This window comes from Aquitalea magnusonii (genome assembly GCF_003202035.1).
Lineage (GTDB): Bacteria > Pseudomonadota > Gammaproteobacteria > Burkholderiales > Chromobacteriaceae > Aquitalea > Aquitalea magnusonii.
In genome coordinates this window covers 136,339-156,652 of record NZ_QJKC01000003.1, presented here as the reverse complement: position 1 = coordinate 156,652, position 20,314 = coordinate 136,339, and the positions used below count along the sequence as shown (strand labels likewise).

Sequence of the window (20,314 nt, the reverse complement as noted above, 5' to 3'; positions counted from 1 at the left end):
AGGGGACAGACCCTCCCAGTAAGGAAGAGCAATGAAGCAGTACGGCAAAGTGGCAGTGATGATGGGCGGCAGCTCCGCCGAGCGGGAAATCTCGCTGATGAGCGGCAATGGCGTGTTGAACGCGCTGCGTTCGCGCGGCGTGGATGCCCACGCCTTCGACCCGGCTGACAAACCGCTGTCGGCGCTGAAGGACGAAGGCTTCGAGCGCGTGTTCATCATCCTGCACGGCCCGTTTGGTGAAGACGGTACCTTGCAGGGTGCGCTGGAAACGCTGGGTATTCCGTATACCGGCTGTGGTGTGATGGCTTCGGCCATCTGCATGGACAAATGGCGCACCAAGCTGTTGTGGCGCGGTGCCGGCCTGCCGATTCCGGAATTCGAACTGCTGGACGAAAACAGCGACTTTGCCGCCGTGGAAGCACGCCTGGGCCTGCCGCTGTTCGTGAAGCCGGCAACCGAAGGCTCCAGCATTGGCGTGACCAAGGTAAAACAGCCGGGCGAACTGCAAGCCGCGTTTGAGGAAGCCCGCAAGTACGACCCGCTGGTATTGGCCGAGCGCTTTGTCGGTGGTGGCGAATACACCTGTGCGGTGATAGATGGCCAGGCTTATCCCACGATCAAGATCGAGCCGGCTACCGAGTATTACGATTATCAGGCCAAGTATTTCCGCGACGACACGGTCTACCGCTGCCCGTCCGGCCTGAGCGAAGAAGTGGAACAGCGCGCCCGCGCCCTGTGCCTGCAGGCTTTCCGTGTGCTGGGCGGCCAGGGCTGGGGCCGGGTGGATTTCCTGATGGACGAGGATGGTGGCATCTATCTGCTGGAAGTGAATACCAATCCGGGCATGACCAGCCACAGCCTGGTGCCGATGGCGGCACGCGCCCAGGGCATCAGCTACGAGGACCTCTGCCTGAACGTGCTGGATATGGTGCATGTGGGATAACCATCAGCTGCTGAAAGGCCTGGCCAATTTCCTGCTGGGCGCCTCGCTGCTGATGCTGATGTATGCAGGTGGATTCTGGGTGACGCATGCGCCGGTGTTTCCGGTGAAGAAGATCCAGATCCAGGGACAGATGAAAAGGGTGACGCCGGAACAGCTGCGCTTCATTGCCGAGCATGAGCTGACCGGGACTTTCTTCACGCTGGACATCGACAAGACGCGGGCCGCATTCGGCAAGCTGCCCTGGGTGCGCGATGCCCAGGTGCGGCGGCGCTGGCCGGATGCCCTGGAAATTGCAGTGGAAGAACATGTGGCGCTGGCGCGCTGGGGCGAAAACGGGCTGGTGGACAGCCACGGCGACCGCTTCGATGCCGCCAGTGATCAGCAACTGCCGGTGTTTTACGGACCGGCAGGCGCAGAAAAGGACATGACAGCCATGCTGGCGCGTTTGCGCCAGGGCCTGAAACCGACGGGGCTGGCCCCCAAGGACATCTGGCTGTCGCCACGCCGTGCCTGGCAGGTCGGGCTGGATAACGACATCAAGCTGGACCTGGGTCGTGGCGACGTGGATTTGCGGGTGGAGCGATTCGCCCAGTACTGGAAAGACAAGCTGGCAGCGCTGCCCTACCACATCGATTACGTGGACATGCGCTACCCCAATGGATTTGCCGTGCGGATGCCTGATTACAAGGCGCCGCCGGCTCAAGTGAAAAAGTAATACCAAGCTGGAGCGACAGGTGAGCAAACCTAAGGAAAGCAAGAACATGCTGGTCGGCCTGGACATCGGCACATCCAAGATCGTGGCGATTGTCGCGGAGGTCCTGGATGACGGCCAGCTCAACATCATCGGCATGGGCCAGACCCCGTCTCGCGGTCTGAAGCGCGGCATGGTGGTGAACATCGAATCCACGGTGCAGGCCATCCAGCGTGCATTGGAGGAGGCCGAGCTGATGGCCGACTGCAAGATTCACGAGGTGTTTGCCGGCATTGCAGGCAGCCACATCAAGAGCATCAACTCGCACGGCATGGTGGCCATCAAGGACCGCGAAGTCATGCAGATGGACATCGAGCGCGTGATTGAAACCGCCCGCGCCGTCACCATCCCGCCGGATCACCAGGTGCTGCACATCCTCACCCAGGAATACAGCATCGACGGCCAGGAAGGGGTGCGCGAACCGCTGGGCATGAGCGGCGTGCGCCTGGAAGCCAAGGTACACATCGTCAGCGGTGCGGTGTCTGCCGCGCAGAACGTCACCAAGTGCGTGCGCCGCTGCGGGCTGGAAGTGTCCGACCTGGTGCTGCAGCCGATGGCCTCGGCCATTGCCGTGCTGTCGGAAGACGAAAAGGAACTGGGCGTGTGCCTGATCGACATCGGTGGCGGCACCACCGACATCGCGGTGTATGCCAACGGTGCCATCCGCCATACCGCGGTGATTCCGATTGCCGGTGACCAGATCACCAACGACATCGCCATGGCGCTGCGCACCCCGACCAAGGAAGCGGAAGACATCAAGATCCAGCACGCGGTGGCACTGGTGACCATGGCCGATCCGGGCCAGATGATCGAAGTGCCGGGCGTGGGCGAGCGCGGTCCGCGCCAGATGTCGCGCGCCACCCTGGCCGAAGTGGTGGAACCACGGGTGGAAGAACTCTTCCAGCTGGTACAGCAGGAGCTGCGCCGCAGCGGCTTCGAGGACTTGCTGTCTTCCGGCATCGTGCTGACCGGTGGCGCCAGCCTGATGCCGGGCATGGTGGAACTGGCCGAAGAGGTGTTCCACATGCCGGTGCGCGTGGGCGTGCCCAAGTATGTAGGCGGCCTGGCCGAAGTGGTGAAGACCCCGCGCTTCTCCACCGGTGTCGGTCTGTTGTTGTACGGCAAGGACCAGATCCAGACCCATAGCGGCCCCAAAGTGGAAAGCGCGGGTGTCGGTCATCTGTTCGGCCGCATGAAGGCCTGGTTCGCCGGGAATTTTTAAGCCCGGGCGGCCGGGTGGCCGCCGGGCTGTCGTGTTTTATCGGGCAGCAGTAAATATCGGAAATGCAAGCTCATCTTAAACTTGAGGAGAGGCAAATGAGCGGAATGGTTTTTGAAGTCATGCAAGAGACCGCCAATGCGGCCGTGATCAAGGTCATCGGCGTAGGCGGTGGTGGTTGCAATGCCATCGACAACATGATCAGCAGTCATGTGCATGGTGTGGAATTCATCTGCGCCAATACCGATGCGCAATCCCTGCAGCGCAACAAGTCGCCGCAGAAACTGCAACTGGGCAACAACCTGACCCGTGGTCTGGGTGCCGGTGCCAACCCGGAAGTGGGCCGCAGCGCCGCGCTGGAAGACCGCGAACGCATCGCCGACGCCCTGCGCGGCGCCAATATGGTGTTCGTGACTGCCGGCATGGGCGGTGGTACCGGTACCGGTGCCGCCCCGGTGGTGGCCGAAGTGGCCAAGGAACTGGGCATCCTCACCGTAGGCGTGGTCACCCGCCCGTTCGACCACGAAGGCAAGCGCCTGAAAGTGGCCCAGAGCGGTATCGAAGACCTGAAAAAGCATGTCGACTCGCTGATCGTCATCCCCAACGAAAAGCTGATGGAAGTGCTGGGCGACGATGTCACCATGCGCGAAGCCTTCCGTGCCGCCGATGACGTGCTCAAGGGCGCGGTAGCCGGTATCGCCGAAGTGATCACCTGCCCCGGCCTGATCAACGTCGACTTTGCCGATGTACGCACCGTGATGTGCGAAATGGGTCTGGCGATGATGGGTTCGGCTTATGCATCGGGTATCGACCGTGCCCGCGTGGCCGCCGAGCAGGCCGTGGCCAGCCCGCTGCTGGACAACATTACCCTGGAAGGTGCCCGCGGCGTGCTGGTGAACATCTCCACCGCACCGGGTTGCCTGAAGATGAGCGAATACCGCGAAATCATGGGCATCATCCGTCAGTACGCCGACGAAGATGCCCAGATCAAGTTCGGTACTGCCGAAGTGGAAGAAATGCCGGAAGACACCATCCGTGTCACCCTGATTGCCACCGGCCTGGGCCAGCAAAAGCCGGTACGCGAAGAGCGTCCGGAATACATCAAGATCGTCAAGACCGGCACCGACGACCGTGCTGTCGAGGTCATCAACTACGACGATTTCGATACCCCGGCCATCATGCGTCAGGGCCGTCGCCGTGCGGCGCCGTCCACCGACTTCTCCAACCCGGAAGTGAGCGACAGCTACGATATTCCGGCCTTCCTGCGCAAGCAGGCAGATTAAGAAAGGTCTGCCAGGATAAATAGTTAAATACTATTAACGTGTGACGAGCAATCAATAAAGCATGGCGCAAGCCTGTGCTAGAATCGGGTTTTCCCGATTGCCTGAAAGCTTCACATGATATTCCAGCGCACGCTGAAACAAGCGATCAGCGCCACAGGTGTCGGCTTGCATTCTGGCGAGCGGGTGAAACTCACCCTGCTGCCGGCAGCACCCGACACCGGCATCGTCTTTCGCCGCACCGACTTGCCCGAGTCGGAGGATGTGAAAGCCGAGCCTGCGCTCGTCAACGACACGCGCCTCTCCTCCACGCTGGTGACCGCCACCGGCGTGCGTGTCGGCACGATCGAGCATTTGATGTCGGCCTTTGCCGGCTTTGGCATCGACAACCTCATTGTCGAGGTGACGGCGGCGGAAATGCCCATCATGGATGGCTCCGCCGCCCCCTTCATTTACCTGCTGCAAAGTGCCGGGGTGGTCGAGCAGACCGTGCCCAAGCGCTTCATTCGCGTCAAACAGGTGGTGGAAATCATCGAAGAGGACAAATGGGTCAAGCTGGAGCCGATGGATGGCTTCAAGATCACCCTGTCCATCGAATTCAACCATCCCGCTTTCAATCTGGCACCGCAAAAAGTCACGGTGGATTTCGCCAGCAGCTCTTATCTGGACGAAATCAGCCGCGCCCGCACCTTCGGCTTCATGCACGAAGTGGAATACATGCGCCAGCACGGGCTGGGGCTGGGCGGCAGCCTGGACAACGCCATCGTCATCGATGACGAGTACGTGCTGAATCCGGAGGGACTGCGTTTTCCCGACGAATTCGTGCGCCACAAGATTCTGGACGCCATTGGCGACCTCTACATCATCGGCCACCCGCTGATTGCCGCCTTCTCCGGCCATAAATCCGGCCATGCGCTCAATAACAAATTGCTGCGCAAGCTGCTGGATACGCCGGATGCCTGGGAATACGTCAGCTTTACCGACCCGCTGGATGCCCCGTCCAGCTTCCACCGCCTGCCCGAGGTGGTGTAGACATGCTGGCGCTGTGGCGGCTGTGGGCCATTGTCATCATTCTGGCTTTTGGCTGGTCCGCCATCAGCTATGCGCTCACCCGCAACCCGCGTTATTTGCATATCAGCCTGCGTCTGTGCAAGTGGACTGGCGGCCTGGGCCTGCTGCTCACCCTCTTCTGGCTGATTGGCAAACTGCTCCGTTAACCGCACACTGCCAGCCATTTCAATCTGCTGGCAGCCAGCGGCTGCCACTTGCTGGAGGTTTACATGTCCGGACTGACCCATTTCGATGCCAGTGGCCAGGCCCATATGGTGGATGTCGGTGACAAAGAGCACACCCGCCGCCGTGCGGTGGCCAGCGGCAGCATCCGCATGCTGCCGGCCACCCTGCTGCTGATCCGCGATGGCCATCATAAAAAAGGCGACGTGCTGGGCATTGCCCGCATCGCCGCCATCATGGCCTCCAAACGTACCGCCGACCTGATCCCGCTCTGTCACCCCATCGCCCTCACCCGCGTGGCCGTGGAATTTGCACTTGACGAAGCCAGCAGCAGCGTCAGCATTACGGTGACTGCCGAGTGCAGCGGCCAGACCGGTGTGGAAATGGAAGCGCTGACAGCTGCCAGCGTTGGCCTGCTCACCATTTACGATATGTGCAAGGCGGTGGACCGTGGCATGGTGATTTCCGCCGTGCAGCTGCTGGAAAAAGAAGGCGGCAAGAGCGGGCACTGGCAGGCGGGGGCCTGAGCCGCCGGCATATTCATGCCTGCCTTGTGGCGTTTTATTGCAAAGCAGGGCAGTCCAGATCGCCTTCCTGGCATTGCAGCAGTTTTTGCAGCTCCTTGATGCGGTTCTCCGTCTTGCCGGTCAGGCACTGTAACCAGATGGTGGGGAAAATGCTGCCACCACTGACCTGGGCGGTTTCAAAGCGGCAAGCGGCATCCCGGTAGCCTATCCAGGCACGCTGGGCGATGGTCAGCCGTTGCTGGTCGTCGGCAGCTAGCCGTTGGCGATACTGTTGGTAGAGGCTGTTCAGCTGCTTATCTGCCAGCTCATGCGCCTTGGCCGCGCACACATTCATGTCCGCCTGCGTCATGGCATGCTGGCAGCTGTCGCCGGCAGCCTGCACCAGGTTGCTACACAGTCCTGCCAGCAGCAGGGCGGTCAGACCGAATTTCATTGATGCTTCCTCCCGTATCACCCGGTTTCAGTCATGTAGCTCGGTCAGCTGCACCTGCTCCGGCCGTGCTTCGCGGCTGATCAATACCACCGCGGCCAGAATCAGCGCGCCGCCCACGGCCTGGCTCCAGCCCAGCTGCTCGCCCAGCAATAGCCAGGCCAGCAGGATGGTGACCACCGGCTCAGCGGTGGAAATCAGCGAGGCCTGGGTGGCCCCGGTACGCGCCAGGCCGGACAGGAACAGCGCCAGCGCCGCCACCGTGCCAAAACAGGCAATGCCCAAGACCGCCAGCCAGCCGTGCAGGCTGGCCGGGCCATGAAAACCGGTGATGCCCAGATAGATGCCATAGCAAGTGGCCGCGGAAAACACCACCACGCAAGCCGAAGTCAGCGGATCACAGGCGCTGGTATAGCGGCTGCCAGCCAGGATATACAGCGAATAGATCAGCGCCGAGGCCAGCCCCAGCAGCAGGCCCAGTGGCTGGGCCGACAGTTCCAGGCCGATGGTGATGGTCAGGCCGCCCAGCGCCAGCAGCAGGGCCAGCAGTCGGCGGGTGCTGAAGCGTTCGCCCAGCAGCAGGGTGGACAGCACCAGCACGATGGCCGGGAACAGGTAGAGCAGCAGGGCGATGGTGCCGGCACTGGCATAGTGCAGGCCGGAAAAATAGCAGGCCGCCATGCCGGCATAACCCAGGCTGCCCATGCCCATCAGCACCAGCAGGGCGCGTCCGCGTGGCCAGGGCAGCTTTTTCCAGAATACCCATGGCAAGAGCAAGAGCCCGGCCAGGAAAAAGCGCAGGAACAGCAGGCTGGCGGTGGACACGCCGTCGGCATAGGCAAAGCGCGCCAGGATGGCCATGCTGCCAAAACCGATGGCGGAAAGCAGGATCTTGAACTGGGCCAGCGTCAGGGCGCTGCGTGGGGAGGGGGCAGGTGAAGACACAATACGGCCAAAGAATGGGTAAAGCCATATTGATAACCCAAATTCACTTGCTTGTCATGACCAATGCACCGGGCTGGTGCAAGCAGGGCAATAGCCGTCGGGGATGACGGATATTGCCCTTGCGCTGTTTGGTGCCCTGTTGTTGTCAGCGCCAGGGCGCGGCGCGCAACAGCTTGACGGCCTGTTCAGCGGATTTCGGTGCGGTCTTCTCCACGCACAGGTCTTCGCGCAGGGTGCGGCGCGCCTTGTCGTCGTAGGCAATCTTGCGCCAGTCGGCACGCATGGATTCGATCCAGCGCTTGTTGATGCTGTCGCCAAAGGCGTAGCTGCGATACGTACCCTCGGCACACTGTATGCCTTCCACGCTCAGGTTTTCCGCACCGGACGGGCTTTGCACGCGCAGAATCAGCCGGATCACGCCATCTTCACCCACCGTCATGCTCTTGCTGTCGGCAAAGTATTTGTTGGCTACTTCCGGGCCGACATAAAAGCCGACCCAGTCCGGTGCTGCCGGATAGTCGGGGATGCTGAACTTGCCTTCGGCCCATGGCTGGACATCGTCCAGCGCGTAATTGGTATTGTTGAAGCTTTTGCTGTATTCGCTGGCCTGGGCGTTCAGCGCCAGCAGCAGTCCGGCCACGGCCAGACCATATCGGGACAATTTCAAGCACGTCTCCTGCTTCAAAGCTTGGCCGGGTGTTGTACCTGCCCCGGCCGGATGGTGTAACGGCGGCGGCCGGCTTCGCGGCCGGCCAACCCCCAGGAAAGTTCGGACAAGCTTACATCACCGCGTGCGGATACGTTGAGCAGCATGGAAGAGCGGGTGCCGTAGTCGCGGCCCTGAATGAATACCGGCGACAAGACTTTTTCCAGTGCCAGTCCCACCCCGGTATTCGGCAATTGGCCGGGTCCGGCGGCGGTGGCATCGGCCAGCCAGGCAAAGGCTTGCTCTTCGGTGGGCGGACGGCGCAGGCCGCGCAGATGCTCGGCCAGCCGTTCGCTCTTGAACCAGGGCGTGTCCAGCGTGGCATTGGACAGGGTGTGTATGCCGGGTGTCACGCGGGCGATGCGGGCGCCGCGGCTGTGAAAGTGGAACAGATCATCCACCTTGCCGTACAACAGGTTGAACGGCGCATAGTGCTGATGGTTGTCGCGCAGCCAGTCGGCAAAGGCAAACGGGTCGTCATCACCGGTGACAAAGCGCTGCACCAGCTCGCCACGCGAGCGCTCGCCGCTCTTGCCATAGCCTTCGCGAAAATTGGTCAGCGCGGCAAAGCGGCCACGGCCATCCACCATCAGCCAGCTGCCACCCGCCTGCAGGTCACGCCCGCCCAGGGTGTCGGTAAAGCCATCCCACCAGTCCAGCGCTGCGGACGGGCGGGCGTAGTATTCGTCGCGGTTGGCCAGCAAAACCAGCTGGCCCAGGCCGGGCATCTTGTAGGCAAAGGCAATCACGCACATGGCGGGTGTCCCGATTTTGGGGGGCTTGACGAGTGGCGTACACTAAGCGGATACAGAGCCGGTAGAATACCGCCTCCGATTGGCATTGTAACGTAAGACTGAGCGAAACCCCCATGACTCCCGACCGCCTGATTGACCTGTCCGGCCTGAACTGCCCCTTGCCCATCCTGCGTGCCAAGAAGGCACTGGCGGAAATGGACAGCGGCACGGTGCTGGAAGTGATTGCCACCGATCCCGGTGCGCCCAAGGATTTCGAGGCCTTCTGCCGCCAGACCGGCAATGCCTTGCTGGAGTCCACCACCACGGCGGCAGGCAAGTTCCGCATGGTGTTGCGCCGCAAATGATGTGGGCGGCGGCGCACCCGGCCGGTGGCCGCCTGCCTGTCCTGATCCCGATAGCCCAGCGATAGAGCGAAACCGCATGCAGACCCTTACCCTCATTCGTCCCGACGACTGGCACTTGCACCTGCGCGATGGCGCAGCCCTGGCGGCCGTGCTGCCCGACACCGCGCGCCAGATGGGCCGCGCCATCATCATGCCCAACCTGAAACCGCCGGTGACCACGGTGGAGGCTGCTGCTGCCTATCGTGAGCGCATTCTGGCCGCACTGCCGGCCGGCAGCCGTTTCGAACCGCTGATGACGCTTTATCTCACCGACAACACCAGTGCCGAGGAAGTGCGCAAGGCGCGCGCCAGTGGTTTCGTGCATGGCATCAAGCTATATCCGGCCGGTGCCACCACCAATTCCGACTTTGGCGTCAGCAGCATCGACAAGGCCATGCCGGCACTGGAAGCCATGGCCGACTGCGGCATGCCGCTACTGGTGCATGGCGAAGTGACCGATCCGGCCATCGACATCTTCGACCGCGAAGCGGTGTTCATCGAACAGGTATTCCAGCCGCTGCTGGCGCGTCTGCCGTCGCTGCGCGTGGTGTTCGAACACATCACCACCCAGGATGCGGCCGAGTATGTGGCCAGCGCGCCGGATAACATTGCCGCCACCATTACCGCGCATCACCTGCTGATGAACCGCAATGCCATCTTTGTTGGCGGCATTCACCCGCATCACTACTGCCTGCCGGTACTCAAGCGCGAGCTGCACCGCCAGGCGCTGCTCAAGGCCGCGACATCCGGTTCGGCCAAGTTCTTCCTCGGCACCGACAGCGCGCCGCATGCCCGTCACGCCAAGGAAGCCGCCTGTGGCTGTGCCGGCATGTATACCGCCAATGCCGCCATCGAGCTGTATGCCGAAGCCTTTGAAGCCGCCGGGGCGCTGGACCAGCTGCAAGCCTTTGCCAGCCTGAACGGCCCGGCTTTCTACGGCCTGGCCCCCAATGCCGACACCATCACCCTGGTCAAGGAAAGCTGGACCGTGCCGGCCGAACTGAGCTATGGCGATGATGTGCTGGTGCCGCTGCGTGCCGGCGAAGCCATTCACTGGCGCATGCAAGACTGAAGCCGACCGGCTGCTCCTGCTGATGAAAGCTCCCTGCGGGGAGCTTTTTTCATGGTTTTTTCGCCTGGTATTGTCGGGCAATCCAACGCCTTGCCGGCGAATGGCCGCGGTTTGCCATGCCATGCCGTAGTGGTCGGGAGCCTTTTACCGTGGGCAATCCGGCGGTATTCAGCTTGTTATCGTACTGATATTTAGTCTCAGTCAACGGCTGATTAATATGCTGCCGGCCTGAATGGGCAAATGAAAGTCGCGGCTGGCGCCATATCTGCCGCTTAAATCAGTCCATGCATGCAAGATAATAATACCTGCCAATATAATTACTCATGGCAGGGGTGGTAAATTTTGTGGTTCAGCCGAAAATCCTGTGAAAAATTGCTGGCAAAAGCGCTAACGTCGTTGAAATGACACGGGTTTTGCAAAACGCTTGTCATATTGTTCTGATTCACACTTGAAGAATTGAAAAACGCTGGCGCATAATGGCCCGGCCCGTTTCGGACAGTTAATCGGGAAGTTCCGGACATAATTCGGATAAAAGAATTTGCGCACCCGCAATAAGCGGGGCTCTACAGAACAGGAGAATAGGCGAATGTCACACAATAAATCGCTGCGCGTGGCCGCGGCAGCCGTAGCCCTGGCACTGGCTGGTACGACCGGTTTCGCCATGGCCGCCCAGGTGCCGGCTGGCGTCAAGCTGGCTGCCAAGCAGGAGCTGACCCGCAACACCGGTTCCGAGCCGGAATCGCTCGATCCGGTACTGGCCGAATCGGTACCGGCCAACACCATTACCGCCGACCTGTTTGAAGGCCTGACCGCCACCGACAGCTTTGGCAAGGTGGTGCCGGGCGTGGCCGAGTCCTGGAAGCAGACCAGCCCCACCACCTGGGTATTCAAGCTGCGCAAGAATGCCAAGTGGTCGGATGGTTCCGCGGTGACCGCAAGCGATTTCGTGTATGGCTGGCAGCGTTTTGTCGAGCCCAAGACCGCCTCTCCCTATGCCTCCACCTATGGCATCTTCATCCTGAACGGCAAGGAAATCACCGAAGGCAAGAAGCCCGCTTCTGCCCTGGGCGTGAAGGCCGTGGACAAGTACACGCTGGAAGTGCAAACCCCCTACCCGGTACCGTTCATGCCGTCGCTGGTGGCCAATACCCAGCTGGCACCGCTGCCCAAGGCCACCATCGACAAGTTTGGCAAGGACTGGACCAAGCCGGGCAAGATGGTCTCCAACGGCGCTTTTGCGCTGAAGGACTGGCAGGTCAACAGCAAGGTGGTGGTGGAAAAGAACCCGCAGTACTGGGATCTGAAGAATGTGCAGCTGGGCAAGATCACCTATCTGCCGATCGAAGACCACAATGCCGACGTGAAGCTGTATGAGTCCGGCGAAAACGACTGGGTGCTGGAACTGCCGTCCGGTACTTACGACAAGTACAAGACCCAGTATCCGAAGGAAATCCGCAATGCGCCCTTCCTGGGCCTGCGTTACTACTCGCTGAACAACAAGGACCCGCTGCTCAAGGACGTGCGCGTGCGCAAGGCCCTGTCCATGGTGATCGACCGTGACATCCTGGCCAAGAAAGTGACCGCCGACGGCCAGGCTCCGGCCTACAGCGCCATCGTGGCCGGTACTGCCGGTGCCGATGTCACCAGCTATGACTGGGCAAAATGGCCGATGGCCAAGCGGGTGGAAGAGGCCAAGAAGCTGCTGGCCGAAGCGGGCGTGAAGCCCGGCACCAAGCTGAAGTTTGCCTACAACACCAGTGACTACCACAAGAAGATGGCCATCTTTGCCGCTTCCGAATGGAAATCCAAGCTGGGCCTGAACACCGAGCTGGAAAGCCTGGAATTCAAGGTGCTGCTGAAGAAGCGCCATGACGCCGACTACCAGATCGCCCGTAATGGCTGGGTAGCCGACTATAACGACGCCACCACCTTCCTGGCGCTGGTGCAGTGTGACAACGACCAGAACGACAACAAGAACTGCAATGCCAAGGCCGAAGCCCTGATCAAGCAGGGTAGCGATACCACCGATCAGGCCAAGCGCAAGCAGCTGTTCACCCAGGCAGTCAAGATGATCATGGATGACTATCCGATGATCCCGCTGCTGCAATACACCGCACCGCGTCTGGTGAAGTCCTATGTGGGTGGCTACGGCAAGAACCCGATGGACCGCTACCGCGGCAAGGACCTCTACATCATCCAGCACTAAGCCTTGCGCTTGACTGAGTGATGCAAGAGGAGGGGGCTGCGGCCCCCGGTTGAACAGAGGCCGGATGTCCGCCAGACGGACATCCGGCTTGTGATGTAGAGCATCATGCCGGAGCTTCGCCCTGCAGGCGCGTTGACCAGACGTGCGCCCTGCCGGCGGCTGCCCCTGGCTGGAGTATCCCCATGTGGTCCTATACTTTCCGACGCGTGCTGGCCACCATTCCCACGCTGCTGGCCGTCATTACCGTTTGCTATCTGCTGCTGCACCTGACGCCGGGCGGCCCCTTTGACGGGGAGCGCAAGGTGTCTGCCGCGGTGCTGGCCAATCTGCAGGCCAAATACCATCTCGACCTGCCCTTGTGGCAGCAATACCTGTATTACATCAAGAGCCTGTTGCAGGGCGACCTGGGCGCTTCCTTCCGCTATGCCGACTGGAGCGTGAACGATCTGGTGGGCAAGGCCCTGCCGGTATCGGCGGCCATCGGTGGTGGTGCCATCGTCATTTCGCTGTTTATCGGCGTGGCGCTGGGCATTGTCGCCGCACTGCGCCAGAACAGCCTGATCGATTACTTCGTCATGCTGCTGGGCAATATCGGCGGTGCTTTTCCCTCTTTCGTGCTGGGCCCGGTGCTGGTGATGGTGTTTGCCATTGGCCTGGAATGGCTGCCGGCCGGCGGCTGGGATGATTTCTCGCTGCGCTACATGGTGCTGCCGATTGCCCTGCTGGTGTTCATCAACATCTCCACCATCGGCCGCGTGATGCGCGGCAGCATGATCGAGGTACTGGGCAGCAACTTCATCCGTACCGCCCGCGCCAAGGGCCTGCCCATGCGCACCATCGTGCTGCGCCATGCGCTCAAGCCGGCGCTGATGCCGGTGGTGTCGGTGATCGGCCCGCTGGCCATTTCCTCGATTACCGCTGCCGTGGTTACCGAAACCGTGTTCGGCCTGCCCGGCCTGGGCAAGCTCATCGTCAATGGCGCCGCCAACCGCGACTACACCCTGGTGCTGGGGCTGGTGGTGCTGGTGACGGTGATTACCGTTGTTCTCAACCTGCTCGTGGATCTGGCCTATGCGCTGCTGGACCCGAAGATTCGCTACTGAGCGGGAGGAAGCAATCATGATGCAAAGCAAACAGAAAGCCATGACGGCTGCGCTGGACAATGGCCTCGCCGATGCCGCCGTGGAAGGCCGCAGCCTGTGGCGCGACGCGCGCCTGCGCTTTTTCCGCAACAAGGCCGCCGTGCTCAGCCTGATCGTGCTGGCCTTTATCACCCTGGCCTGTGTGTTCGGGCCGATGCTGTTGCCGCACACTTATGAAGACACCGACTGGGACGCCATGGGCATCGCCCCGACGCTGGCCAATACCCACTGGTTCGGCACCGATGCGCTGGGCCGCGACCTGCTGGTGCGCTGCCTGATCGGCGGACGCATTTCGCTGATGGTGGGCGCGCTGGCCACCATCGCCTCGGTGGCGCTGGGCATCGTCTGGGGTGCCACTGCCGGCTTCATGGGCGGCAAGGTGGATGCGCTGATGATGCGCGTTGTCGACATGATGTATGCCGTGCCCTACCTGCTGATTGCCATCCTGATGGTGACCCTGCTGGGCCGCGACTTCTACCTGGTGGTGCTCACCATTACCGTGTTCTCGTGGATGGACATGGCACGGGTGGTGCGCGGCCAGACGCTGGCAATCAAGTCCAAGGAATATGTCGAGGCCGCCCACGCCATTGGCGTATCCACTCCCAAGATCATCTTCCGCCACATCGTGCCCAATCTGTTGGGCATCGTGGTGATCTACACCACCGTTACCGTGCCGGGCGTGATCCTTACCGAATCGGTGCTGTCCTTCCTGGGCCTGGGGGTGCAGGAGCCGATGACCAGCTGGGGTGTGCTGATTCAGGACGGTGCCGGCGTGATGGATGCCAGCCCGTGGATTCTGCTGTTCCCGGCCGGCCTGCTGTCGGTCACCTTGTACTGCGCCAACTATATCGGCGACGGCCTGCGCGATGCGCTCGATCCGAAAGATCGTTGAGGTAGCAACAGATGAGTCTATTGAAAGTAAGTAATCTGGGCGTGCAGTTCCAGACCAACGACGGTGTGGTCAGTGCCGTCAACGGCGTCAGCTTCGAGCTGGAAAAAGGCCAGACCCTGGGCATCGTCGGCGAATCCGGTTCCGGCAAAAGCCAGACCGTGCTGGCCATGATGGGCCTGCTGGCCAAGAACGGCAAAACCACTGGCGAGGCGCTGTACCAGGGCCAGAACCTGCTGGCGATGAGCCCGGCCGAACTCAACCGCATCCGCGGCGACCGGCTGGCGATGATCTTCCAGGACCCGATGACCTCGCTCAATCCCTATCTGACGGTAGAACGCCAGATGACCGAGGTGCTGGAGCTGCACAAGGGCATTAGCCGCCGCGACGCCAAAAAGCGCGCCATCGAGCTGCTGGATGCGGTGCGTATTCCGGAAGCCGCCCGCCGCATCAATATGTATCCGCACGAATTCTCCGGCGGCATGCGCCAGCGGGTGATGATTGCCATGGCCCTGCTGTGCGAACCGGAAGTGCTGATTGCCGACGAACCCACCACCGCGCTGGACGTGACGGTACAGGCGCAGATCCTCACCCTGCTCAAAGACCTGCAGCGTGATTTCGGCACCTCCATCGTCATGATCACCCACGATCTGGGCGTGGTGGCCGGGCTGTGCGAAAAAGTGATGGTGATGTATGGCGGCCGCGCCATGGAGTACGGCAGCGCCGACAATATCTTCTATCAGCCCAGCCATCCCTACACCATCGGCCTGCTCGGCGCCTTGCCGCGGCTGGATCACGATGGCAGCGAGCTGGTGAGCATTCCGGGCAATCCGCCCAATATGGCCAGAATGCCCAAGGGCTGCCCGTTCTCCGAGCGTTGCACCCATGCCAGCAGCCGCTGTGCCGACGAACTGCCGGCACTGGCTGCCAGCAGCGTCAATCCGCAGGTGCTGCGCGCCTGTCACAAACCGGCAGACGAATTGCAGCAGGCAGCACAGGAGGTGGCCCATGTCTGAACAAAGCAAGCAGCCGATTCTGTCGGTACGCGATGTCAAGGTGCACTTCCAGGTGAAGGGCGACGGCAAGTGGCCGTGGAGTGCCAAACGCACGCTGAAGGCGGTGGACGGGGTCAGCTTTGACCTGTATGCCGGCGAAACCCTGGGCGTGGTGGGCGAGTCCGGCTGTGGCAAGTCCACCTTGTCGCGCGCCATCCTCAACCTGATTCCGGCCACCGCGGGTGAGATCGTGTGGATGGGCAAGGACCTGACCCGTGGCACGGACAAGGACTGGCACGCAGTGCGCAAGGACATCCAGATGATCTTCCAGGATCCGCTGGCCTCGCTTAACCCGCGCATGACGGTGGCGCACATCATTGGCGAGCCGCTGCGCGTACACAAGCCGGAGCTGTCGGAAGCCGAGGTGATGAAGCGGGTACGCGCCATGATGGCGCGGGTGGGCCTGCGCGAGCAGATGATCAACCGCTATCCGCACGAGTTCTCCGGCGGCCAGTGCCAGCGTATCGGCATTGCCCGCGCGCTGATTCTGGAACCCAAGCTGATCATCTGCGACGAGCCGGTGTCGGCACTGGACGTGTCGATCCAGGCGCAGATCATCAATCTGCTGAAAGAGCTGCAACGCGAGATGGGGCTGGCGCTGATCTTCATCGCCCACGATCTGGCGGTGGTCAAGCATATTTCCGACCGCATCCTGGTGATGTATCTGGGCCGCGAGATGGAACTGGCGCAAAAGCATGCCTTGTATGATGCGCCGGCGCATCCTTACACCCGCGCGCTGCTGTCGGCCATTCCCATCCCCGACCCGAAGCTGGAAAAGGGCAAGGTGATCCAGATCCTGCAAGGCGATCTGCCCAGCCCGATCAACCCGCCGTCCGGCTGCGTGTTCCGCACCCGCTGCCCGCAGGCCGAGGCGCGTTGCGGCACGGAGAAAATCCAGCTGCGCCGGATCAGTGAGCAGAGCCAGAGTTCCTGCCTGCTGGCTTGATTCGCTTCTGCAAAAACCAACGCCCGGCCTGTTGCCATGCCGGGCGTTTTTTATGGTCTGCCGGATGTTTCAGTTTTTCTTTTTCGCCTTGGCCAGCTGCTTCAAGGCATGCGACACCGCCACCAGGCCAAAGCTGGCGGTCACCACCATGCCCGCGCCAAAGCCGGCGCAGGACAGGCCCTGCGGGCCACGGCTGCTGTCGGCATCGCAGCTTTGCGTGTCGGGATAAACCAGCTGTTCGGTAGAGAACACGCAGGGAACCTGCAGCTTCTTGCCGGCATCACGCGGGAAACCGTGATAACGGCGCAAGTTGTAACGCAGCTTGGACAGCAGCGGGTCGTAAGTCACTTCACCCAGGTCAGCCAGCTGGATCCTGGTCGGGTCCATCTGGCCACCGGCACCGCCGGACACGATAAAGGGCTGGCGATGGCGCACACACCAGGCCGCCATGGCGGTTTTCACCCGCAGATTGTCGATGCAGTCGATGATGAAGTCGAAGCCCTGGCCCAGCATGGCGTCCAGATTGTCTTCGGTGACGAAATCCTCGATTTCCTGCACCACGCAGGCCGGATTGATGGCGCCCACCCGCTCGGCCAGCGCCGTCACCTTGGCCATGCCGTAGTGCGGGTCCAGCGCGGGCAGCTGGCGGTTGGTGTTGGACTCGGCAATATTGTCCAGATCAATCAGTGTCAGGCGGCCGATTGCGCTACGAGCCAGCGCCTCCACCGCCCAGGACCCCACGCCGCCCACCCCGACCACGCAGACATGAGCCTGCTGGAAACGGCTTAGCGCCTCTGCGCCATACAGGCGGGCAATACCGCCAAAGCGGCGTTCAAGATCAGCATCGTGCGACATCGGGACATCCGGTACGGAAAAACGGCCAAGCATAACCAAGCCGGGGCCGGCTGACCAGCGCTGTGGCAGAAAACGGCTGCGTCCTGCCTGCAACAGTGCACAGCGGCAGCTGCTGAACAAGCAGCTGATTTATTGGAACTTTCCCCGGCCTTGCCTATCCTTGTCTGTGGGCCTGTCAAGAATGCATGTCGGCATTCCTCTGATCCGGGCCAGCCTGTGTGATCTCAAGGGAGTTCCCCATGAAGCACCCGCGTTTCGATATCGATCTGGACAAGCATTACAACGCCACCGTGGTGATTGCCTGCGTGGCCTGCGGTCATGAAAACCGCCATCATCTGAAAGCCCTGTCCCCCGACCATACCCTGCGCTGCCAGTGCGGCAGTGACATCTCGATGAACAGCACGGCCATGCTGGCCGCCCAGCGCCGCGTCAGCGAACTGAAGCAGGCATATCGAATACCCTGATGGAGTGATTCCCACAACCCGCGCAATACCCCCGGCAACCCGTTTGCTGGCACAATCAGGCAGGGCCTGATTCATCATTTTCCCCATGCGGCGGCCTTCTGGCCGCCGCTTTCATTTGCAGGAGCACAGCATGCAGTGGATTGATATGCGCAGCGATACCGTCACCCAACCCACCCAGGCCATGCGCCACGCCATGGCCCACGCCGTGGTGGGCGACGATGTCTATGGCGACGACCCGACCGTGGTCGAACTGGAAGCCCTGGCAGCCCGCCTGCTGGGCAAGCAAGCCGCGCTGTTTGTGCCCACCGGCAATTTTGGCAACCAGCTGGCCATTTTCACTCACTGCCAGCGTGGCAATGAGGTGATTCTGGGCGACGACTGCCATATCGTCTGGCATGAAACCGGCGGTGCTGCGGTGATCGGCGGTGTACAGCTGCGCACCATCACCAGCAACAAGGGGGTGCTGGACCCGGACGAAATCGAAGCGCGCATCCGGGTCGGGCAGGATGTGCATTGGCCCAAAACCGGGCTGATCTGCCTGGAAAACGCCCACAGCAATGGCCGGGTGATTCCACTGGACATCATGCAGCGCACCGCCGACATCGCCCGCCGCCACGGCGTGCCGGTGCATCTGGATGGTGCGCGCGTGTTCAATGCCGCGACGTATCTGGGCTGCAATGTGCAGGACATCACCCGTCATGCCGATACGGTGATGTGCTGTCTGTCCAAGGGCCTGGCCGCACCAGTCGGTTCCATCCTGGCCGGTTCGGCCGAATTCATTGCCCGCGCCCGCTACAATCGCAAGTTGCTGGGCGGTGGCTGGCGTCAGGCCGGCGTGCTGGCGGCACCCGGCCTGCTGGCGCTGACCGAGATGACGCAACGCCTGGCGGAAGACCATGCCAATGCCCGCTATCTGGCCGAGCAGCTGGCTGGCATGCCGTGTATTGAAGTCGATCTGGATGATGTGCACATCAATATGGTGTGGTTCCGTTTTCTGGCCGATATTGATGTCAGCGAACTGATGGCCGCGCTGGCCGCGGCCGGCATCAAGGTTAACCCGCCCGAGGCCGGGCGCATGCGGCTGGTGACACACTGGCAGGTCAGTCGTGAAGCCATTGACCGCGTGCTGGAGGTGTTTCAGCGGGTGTTGAGCGACTGAGCAGTCGCGCCGGGTGCGGCTGGCGAAACAGGAGGGGCGAGATGAAAAGCGTATTGATCTGCTTGCTGGCATTGTGTTGTGGCCGGGCGCTGGCCGATGAACAGATGCTCACGCTCAGCACCCGTCCCGGCGTGACGCAGCGGCTGTTGTTGCTGGAGCCGCCCGGACAGCCGCTGGCCAGCCTGATCCTGTTCACCGGAGGCGAGGGCACGCTGAAACTGAGCGATGGCGGCCAGCTGCGCGCCGGTGCCGGCAATTTTCTGGTCAGGACCCGCCAGCGCTGGGCCGGGCAGGGTTTCCAGGTGGCGGTGGTGGATGCGCCGTCCGACCATCCGGACAATATCAGCCGTAACGATTTTCGCAGCAGCGCCGAGCATGCGGCAGACATGGCGGTGGTGATTGATGAGCTGCGCCGCCGGGCGGATGTCCCGGTATGGTTGGTGGGTACCAGCCGTGGCACTACCTCGGCGGCGGCCATCGGCATCCGTCTGCAAACGCGTGTGGCCGGGCTGGTGTTGACCTCCACCATCAATCACGACCGGGGCAATGTCGCGGCCATGGATTTGTCACAGCTCACCCTGCCGGTCCTGCTGGTGCAACACCGGCATGACCAGTGCAAGGAAAGCCTGCCGGCCAATGTGCAGCCGGTACTGGACGGGCTGCTCAAGGCCAGGCCGCGCGCCCTGCTGGAGTTTGATGGTGGACAGGACCGGGGCGACCCCTGTCAGGCCTGGGCCGCACACGGCTATAACGGCATAGAGGATGAAGTCATCAGCCAGGTCGCGGCCTGGATCAAACAGCATCAGCCCTGAGCTTGGCCTGGCCGTCGTCATCCGTGGACGAGCAATCGGCAGTCATGCACAGGGCTGGTCATGGTGTGTTCAGTCGTACACCACGGTAACGATGGCCTTGGCCGGGCTGACCGTCAGCGTGGTGCTGGTCATGGATGCCGGGATATAGCGCGAGACCCGCACCGACTGGGTTGCCGCCGGGCCGGCACAGCTGGGATTGGCCGCAGCCGTACGGGCCATTTTGTAATTGGCCGGGTGCTGGGCGTAGTTCATCCAGGTTTCAGCCGGGATGACGCAGGGTGTATTGACGATGGCGCCACGAAAAGTAATGGTGCCACTGCTGGCCGAGGCAGCATGGCTGAACAACAGGGCAAGCAGGCTGCAGGCAATCAGAATGTTTTTCATGATTTTTCCAATACTTTAAGTAAATAGATAGATATATAAAGAAATTTCTGAACGATTTATAGGAAAATAATCAAATTACCGCCAGCTATTGATTGTTTGTGTTTTCCTATAAATTCTTTTATTCGTTCATATCAAAAACGCGGCTTTAGGTTTTGTAT

Annotated in this window: 23 protein-coding genes; 17 read left to right on the top strand and 6 right to left on the bottom strand. The window is 61.5% G+C overall.

Going from position 1 to position 20,314, the window contains the following annotated elements; all coding sequences use genetic code 11:
* The first annotated feature begins 31 nt into the window (after nucleotides 1–31).
* The 7 genes from DFR38_RS04370 to moaC all read left to right on the top strand — a co-directional run bounded on the left by DFR38_RS04370 (nucleotide 32) and on the right by moaC (nucleotide 5,953).
* Nucleotides 32–943 (top strand): D-alanine--D-alanine ligase, encoded by a 912-nt coding sequence (locus tag DFR38_RS04370; RefSeq protein ID WP_059285653.1) that lies wholly within the window; start codon nucleotides 32–34, stop codon nucleotides 941–943.
* Nucleotides 933–1,658 (top strand): cell division protein FtsQ/DivIB, encoded by a 726-nt coding sequence (locus DFR38_RS04365; protein WP_059285654.1) that lies wholly within the window; start codon nucleotides 933–935, stop codon nucleotides 1,656–1,658. The genes DFR38_RS04370 and DFR38_RS04365 overlap by 11 nt, the downstream gene beginning before the upstream one ends.
* Nucleotides 1,659–1,704: 46 nt before the next feature.
* Nucleotides 1,705–2,916 (top strand): cell division protein FtsA, encoded by a 1,212-nt coding sequence (gene ftsA, locus DFR38_RS04360; protein ID WP_220272880.1) that lies wholly within the window; start codon nucleotides 1,705–1,707, stop codon nucleotides 2,914–2,916.
* Nucleotides 2,917–3,011: 95 nt separating this feature from the next.
* Entirely contained in the window at nucleotides 3,012–4,196 is a 1,185-nt protein-coding gene (gene ftsZ / locus DFR38_RS04355) for a cell division protein FtsZ (protein WP_059285656.1), read from the top strand.
* Between the two features lie 117 nt (nucleotides 4,197–4,313).
* On the top strand, nucleotides 4,314–5,225 hold the full coding sequence (lpxC, locus tag DFR38_RS04350; RefSeq protein WP_059285671.1) for a UDP-3-O-acyl-N-acetylglucosamine deacetylase: 912 nt from the start codon (nucleotides 4,314–4,316) through the stop codon (nucleotides 5,223–5,225).
* 2 nt (nucleotides 5,226–5,227) lie between these two features.
* The gene (locus DFR38_RS04345; protein ID WP_059285657.1) at nucleotides 5,228–5,410 is read left to right on the top strand and encodes a hypothetical protein; all 183 of its coding nucleotides are present in this window, start codon (nucleotides 5,228–5,230) and stop codon (nucleotides 5,408–5,410) included.
* 63 nt (nucleotides 5,411–5,473) lie between these two features.
* The gene (gene moaC, locus DFR38_RS04340) at nucleotides 5,474–5,953 is read left to right on the top strand and encodes a cyclic pyranopterin monophosphate synthase MoaC (RefSeq protein ID WP_059285672.1); all 480 of its coding nucleotides are present in this window, start codon (nucleotides 5,474–5,476) and stop codon (nucleotides 5,951–5,953) included.
* Between the two features lie 34 nt (nucleotides 5,954–5,987).
* Here moaC and DFR38_RS04335 read toward each other — a convergent pair whose 3' ends face one another.
* The 4 genes from DFR38_RS04335 to DFR38_RS04320 form a co-directional block, all read right to left on the bottom strand.
* The gene (locus DFR38_RS04335) at nucleotides 5,988–6,386 is read right to left on the bottom strand and encodes a lysozyme inhibitor LprI family protein (protein WP_059285658.1); all 399 of its coding nucleotides are present in this window, start codon (nucleotides 6,384–6,386) and stop codon (nucleotides 5,988–5,990) included.
* Nucleotides 6,387–6,413: 27 nt separating this feature from the next.
* Complete coding sequence (locus tag DFR38_RS04330; RefSeq protein WP_059285659.1) at nucleotides 6,414–7,328, bottom strand: DMT family transporter; 915 nt, start codon at nucleotides 7,326–7,328, stop codon at nucleotides 6,414–6,416.
* A 145-nt stretch (nucleotides 7,329–7,473) separates the two neighbouring features.
* On the bottom strand, nucleotides 7,474–7,995 hold the full coding sequence (locus DFR38_RS04325; protein ID WP_059285660.1) for a CNP1-like family protein: 522 nt from the start codon (nucleotides 7,993–7,995) through the stop codon (nucleotides 7,474–7,476).
* A 14-nt stretch (nucleotides 7,996–8,009) separates the two neighbouring features.
* Nucleotides 8,010–8,789 carry an NRDE family protein gene (locus DFR38_RS04320; protein WP_059285661.1) on the bottom strand — a complete coding sequence of 260 codons (780 nt, stop codon included), beginning with the start codon at nucleotides 8,787–8,789 and terminating at the stop codon, nucleotides 8,010–8,012.
* Between the two features lie 113 nt (nucleotides 8,790–8,902).
* On the opposite strand from DFR38_RS04320, the gene DFR38_RS04315 reads away from it, so the two are divergent.
* From DFR38_RS04315 to oppF, 7 genes are all read left to right on the top strand, one after another.
* On the top strand, nucleotides 8,903–9,133 hold the full coding sequence (locus DFR38_RS04315; RefSeq protein WP_059285662.1) for a sulfurtransferase TusA family protein: 231 nt from the start codon (nucleotides 8,903–8,905) through the stop codon (nucleotides 9,131–9,133).
* A gap of 76 nt (nucleotides 9,134–9,209) precedes the next feature.
* Nucleotides 9,210–10,244: a dihydroorotase gene (pyrC, locus tag DFR38_RS04310; protein WP_110313049.1), complete on the top strand. Its 1,035-nt coding sequence runs from the start codon at nucleotides 9,210–9,212 to the stop codon at nucleotides 10,242–10,244.
* 586 nt (nucleotides 10,245–10,830) lie between these two features.
* Nucleotides 10,831–12,450, top strand: a complete 1,620-nt coding sequence (locus tag DFR38_RS04305) for a peptide ABC transporter substrate-binding protein (protein ID WP_110313048.1) — start codon at nucleotides 10,831–10,833, stop codon at nucleotides 12,448–12,450.
* Between the two features lie 182 nt (nucleotides 12,451–12,632).
* Nucleotides 12,633–13,553 (top strand): oligopeptide ABC transporter permease OppB, encoded by a 921-nt coding sequence (oppB, locus tag DFR38_RS04300; RefSeq protein WP_059285663.1) that lies wholly within the window; start codon nucleotides 12,633–12,635, stop codon nucleotides 13,551–13,553.
* Nucleotides 13,554–13,569: 16 nt separating this feature from the next.
* Nucleotides 13,570–14,484 (top strand): ABC transporter permease subunit, encoded by a 915-nt coding sequence (locus DFR38_RS04295; RefSeq protein ID WP_082693385.1) that lies wholly within the window; start codon nucleotides 13,570–13,572, stop codon nucleotides 14,482–14,484.
* An 11-nt stretch (nucleotides 14,485–14,495) separates the two neighbouring features.
* Entirely contained in the window at nucleotides 14,496–15,497 is a 1,002-nt protein-coding gene (locus DFR38_RS04290) for an oligopeptide/dipeptide ABC transporter ATP-binding protein (RefSeq protein ID WP_059285664.1), read from the top strand.
* Nucleotides 15,490–16,482: a murein tripeptide/oligopeptide ABC transporter ATP binding protein OppF gene (gene oppF, locus DFR38_RS04285; protein WP_059285665.1), complete on the top strand. Its 993-nt coding sequence runs from the start codon at nucleotides 15,490–15,492 to the stop codon at nucleotides 16,480–16,482. Before DFR38_RS04290 ends, oppF begins: the two co-directional genes overlap by 8 nt.
* A gap of 69 nt (nucleotides 16,483–16,551) precedes the next feature.
* Here the strand turns inward: oppF and tcdA are convergent, their stop codons facing one another.
* On the bottom strand, nucleotides 16,552–17,337 hold the full coding sequence (tcdA, locus tag DFR38_RS04280) for a tRNA cyclic N6-threonylcarbamoyladenosine(37) synthase TcdA (protein WP_059285674.1): 786 nt from the start codon (nucleotides 17,335–17,337) through the stop codon (nucleotides 16,552–16,554).
* Between the two features lie 239 nt (nucleotides 17,338–17,576).
* Here tcdA and DFR38_RS04275 point away from each other — a divergent pair, with 239 nt between their 5' ends.
* The 3 genes from DFR38_RS04275 to DFR38_RS04265 all read left to right on the top strand — a co-directional run bounded on the left by DFR38_RS04275 (nucleotide 17,577) and on the right by DFR38_RS04265 (nucleotide 19,772).
* Nucleotides 17,577–17,801: a hypothetical protein gene (locus DFR38_RS04275; protein WP_059285666.1), complete on the top strand. Its 225-nt coding sequence runs from the start codon at nucleotides 17,577–17,579 to the stop codon at nucleotides 17,799–17,801.
* A 130-nt stretch (nucleotides 17,802–17,931) separates the two neighbouring features.
* The gene (gene ltaE, locus DFR38_RS04270) at nucleotides 17,932–18,960 is read left to right on the top strand and encodes a low-specificity L-threonine aldolase (RefSeq protein WP_059285675.1); all 1,029 of its coding nucleotides are present in this window, start codon (nucleotides 17,932–17,934) and stop codon (nucleotides 18,958–18,960) included.
* 41 nt (nucleotides 18,961–19,001) lie between these two features.
* Complete coding sequence (locus DFR38_RS04265; RefSeq protein WP_110313047.1) at nucleotides 19,002–19,772, top strand: alpha/beta hydrolase; 771 nt, start codon at nucleotides 19,002–19,004, stop codon at nucleotides 19,770–19,772.
* Between the two features lie 69 nt (nucleotides 19,773–19,841).
* On the opposite strand, the gene DFR38_RS04260 is transcribed toward DFR38_RS04265, so the two are convergent.
* Nucleotides 19,842–20,156, bottom strand: a complete 315-nt coding sequence (locus DFR38_RS04260; protein ID WP_082693386.1) for a fimbrial protein — start codon at nucleotides 20,154–20,156, stop codon at nucleotides 19,842–19,844.
* Between the last annotated feature and the right edge of the window lie 158 nt (nucleotides 20,157–20,314).